This is a genomic window from Xenorhabdus innexi, from assembly GCF_002632485.1.
GTDB lineage: Bacteria > Pseudomonadota > Gammaproteobacteria > Enterobacterales > Enterobacteriaceae > Xenorhabdus > Xenorhabdus innexi.
The window spans coordinates 1-3,846 of the sequence record NZ_NIBU01000125.1; the positions used below are offsets into that span (position 1 = coordinate 1).

The 3,846-nt window shown below is 40.8% G+C and carries 1 protein-coding gene; it reads left to right on the forward strand.

Features of this window, described 5'->3' with window-relative positions; all coding sequences use genetic code 11:
• The first annotated feature begins 555 nt into the window (after positions 1 to 555).
• Positions 556 to 3,720, forward strand: coding sequence for an autotransporter outer membrane beta-barrel domain-containing protein (locus Xinn_RS20180; protein WP_244590278.1), 3,165 nt, complete (start codon positions 556 to 558; stop codon positions 3,718 to 3,720).
• The last annotated feature ends 126 nt before the right edge of the window (positions 3,721 to 3,846 follow it).

The window sequence follows — 3,846 nt, forward strand, 5'->3', positions numbered from 1 at the left end:
TTTTGGCTGGAAAAAGCACAAGCATATTTATGCCAGAACGCGTTCAAAACACCACAAAGAAAATCATGTAAAAACAAAACATTGGATGCGTGTTTTGAAAGGCTTAATTCTTAAGAGCCTGTCTATGAGTTATGTATAGGCTTTTGAAATAAAACACCATTATCAGGTATTAATTGTACGTACCGAACCAAGGCAATAATATCTGTCACTAATTTAAGATCATTATTAATATCTTTTTGGAGTGGGCAAAATCGACGCTACCGTAAATATATTCTACAGTAATACTACTACAGTAGGTTTCACTTAATTATTTTATGAAAAGTTAGGTTAAAGTTATTTAGGGATCCTCTTATGAAGATATACAGATACGCTGTATTTCCAATAACTCTCCGAGTGGCTTTACTGTTCCCTGCAATAACTGTTGACGCAATCGCAGACTCATCATGCGGCTCTCCGAATACCAATACCTCTATTTCCAGACATGAAACATCCCCCTGTAATCTCTCACAGAACGAAAACCTTACTATCCAGAGTAACAGCTCAATTGATGCACCTATGGGGCAACCAAGCGGGAATGATGCCTACGGTCTGAAATACAGTGCGGTCAATATCGGCGTTAATAATAATCAGGCCTCAGTCATATCTGTTGATAACATTAAAAATAGCGGCACTCTGGATGGAATGTCTGGGATAACAGTAACTTATAGTGGTTCTGTTGAAAATCTATTGAATTACGGAACTATAAGCGGGACAAACGGAACGGTATGGGTTTCTGGTCAAATGACGAAGTTAGAGAATCATGGCTCAATTAACTCCAGCAATAATCTGTCCTCGTTGAATGCAATACAGATACAACCAGCGAGTAAGTCAGATGATAATAGTCAATATGGACGGGTAGATACAATTCTAAATCAGGAGACAGGTTCTATTGATGGAATATCTGTTGGAAGTTCAACACTTAAGCTTCTCCATAATTTAGGAACATTAAAGTCTCAGGATAAGAATGCTCTTTCGAATTTAGCAACGTTTTCTATTGATGCTGGTAGTAATATCGGCACTTTTAGTAATAGTGGAACATTACTTGGTCCCTACCACGGTGTTCTGGTTCAGAATGGGGGATACTTAGAAAATCTTTATAATAACGCCGGTAAGAAGATCAATATAACAGCTGAGCAGAACGCAGTTCAGGTCACAGGGGAAGGTAAAGCTCTATTAGACGCTAATCCTCACATCAGGCCATCCAGAATTAAACAGATTACCAATGCTTCCTTACTATACGGAAAGCAAAGTGGAATCTCTATCGACGATAAAGGCACTGTTGATACCATCACTAATTTAGATGGAGCTGTAATAAAGGGAGATAAATTTTCGATAAAGAATAGTGGTACCATCACCAACGGTATTCATAATTCAGGTGAAATTGATGGCGATATAGAGCTTGGCAGTGCCACTCTTTATATTTCTGGTCCAAAGGCAACCCTGAATGGCAAGGTATACGGAGCAAAAAACTCGATTGTTACCATTGGAGGAAAAGGTACTTCAACAGAAAATTCGGATCTTACCTATACCCACGACATGAGTGTTGACTCTGTCAGGATATTATCCGGCAGTGTATTACGTCTGGGAGATGGACATAAAACTGGAAATATTGCCAATGATATTAATAATGCAGGCGATCTTTATTTTAACCCGAGCGATAAAGTTACCTATAGCCACATAATTAGTGGAACCGGTTCTGTTCACCAAGCAGGAAATGGTATTACTACCCTGACTGGTCTCAATACTTATACTGGAGCAACAAGTGTTAAGGGAGGAACTCTTATCGTTAACGGGCAACTCGGTACAACAGCATCAACCTTCGACGTTAAAAACGGGGGAACTGTTGATGGTACAGGTCTAATCAAGAGCACAACGACGATTGAAAACGGCGGCCGTCTTGTCGGTCATCAAGATAATACTTTGACATTTGGTAACGATCTTATTTTTAGCAGCGACTCAAATGTGGATATATCTCTTGGGTCTGAAAACGAATCCATTCCCTCATTATTTGATGTTAAGGGCAATCTGACACTGGCAGGAACGCTTAATGTCACTGATCTCGGCGGTTTCTCTGCCGGTGAATACGATATATTCAGCTATCATGGCAAATTAACCGATAACGGCATGACTCTACTTACAAATGGAAAACCGGGTTCACTCTCTCTCAATACGTATAAAGACAATAAAATCTCTCTTATCAACACTGCTGGTATACGCCTGAATTATTGGGATGGCGGTAACCCCAGTAAACACAACAACGATGCAATTGATGGGGGAGATGGTATTTGGCAGGTTGGCGGACAGAATAATTGGACATTAAAATCAGGTAACCTCACTGGAGAACGTAACTCCAGTTGGAATAATAATATCGACCAATTTGCCATCTTTTCTGGAAAGGCAGGAAAAGTGCAGGTCGATAATGGCACTGACCATGTCACTGTCAATGGTATTCAATTTAGCACCAATGGTTACACAATCAGCGGTAATCCGATAACTTTGAAGAATGATCTAACAGGCAGCGCTAAAATTCGCGTTGGCACGGGAAAGAAATCAGCAACTGATATGGTTGCAACGATTGAGTCAGACTTAACGGGCTCGGCTAAGCTTGAAACAACGGATTATGGTAAGTTGGTTTTGACAGGAAAAAATAATTACACCGGAGGTACAAAGATAACACGAGGTATTCTTCAACTAGGTGATGGCAGTACTAAAGGGAGCATTTATGGCGATGTTACTACAGAAAGTGAAGGAACTATTATATTTGACCGTTCAGGTAATGTGACCTTCAGCGGAAATATCTCTGGTAAAGGAAAACTTGTTCAAAATGGTGAAGGGATCCTTGCCCTGACTGGCACTGATACTCATACAGGTATTACCGAAGTCCGAAAAGGCATATTGCGTCAAGGTACAGAAAACACTTTTAGTTCAGCTTCACCTTATACAATCGGGCAGCACGGTACGCTTGATATGGGCGGGTTTAATACGGTAATTTCAGCCCTTAATAATAGTGGAAACGTACTAATGGGCGGAGATAACAAAACTGTTGGACATACACTAACTATCGCGAATAATTATAACGGAAATAACGGCACTGTAGCTTTATCGACGGCACTGGGTGGAGATGACTCAAAAACTGACAAGTTAGTGATAAAGGGTAACACATCGGGTTCAACGCATCTCGTGATCAAAAATACCGAAGGAAATGGTGCACTGACGAACGAAGGTATAAAAGTTGTTGATGTAAAAGGAGTATCAGACGCAGTGTTCACTTTGGTTGGTGACTATAGTTATAAAGGAGAGCCTGCTGTGGTAGCTGGAGCTTATGCCTATCGACTTTATAAAAATGGCACTGATAATTCTGATGGAAACTGGTATCTGAGATCGTCACTAACCAGCTCAAAACCCAATCCAGAACCTAACCCTACCCCTAATCCCAACCCTAACCCAGTGCCTGCAGGTTTCTATCAGGCCGGCGTTAGCGTTTATGAAGCCTATGGCCGAGTTTTACAGACTCTAAATGAACCTGACTCTTTACGAGATCGGGTTGGAGGTTATGACAATAAGCTACATAGTGCAAATAGACCCAGAAATGCTAATGATGAAGACAACACTAATGATAGTAGAAGCTCTATACCTAATGGAGTATGGGAACGAATAACAATCCCCTCTCTGTCAGCATAGTTGTCACCCTCATTAACAACGCTGATAGAGAAAAAAATGACACGTATTTCACCTGAACGTAAATCTGCCGCACTGGCTAAATTGCTACCACCGTACAACATGACTGTGACTGCGGTTGCACAAATG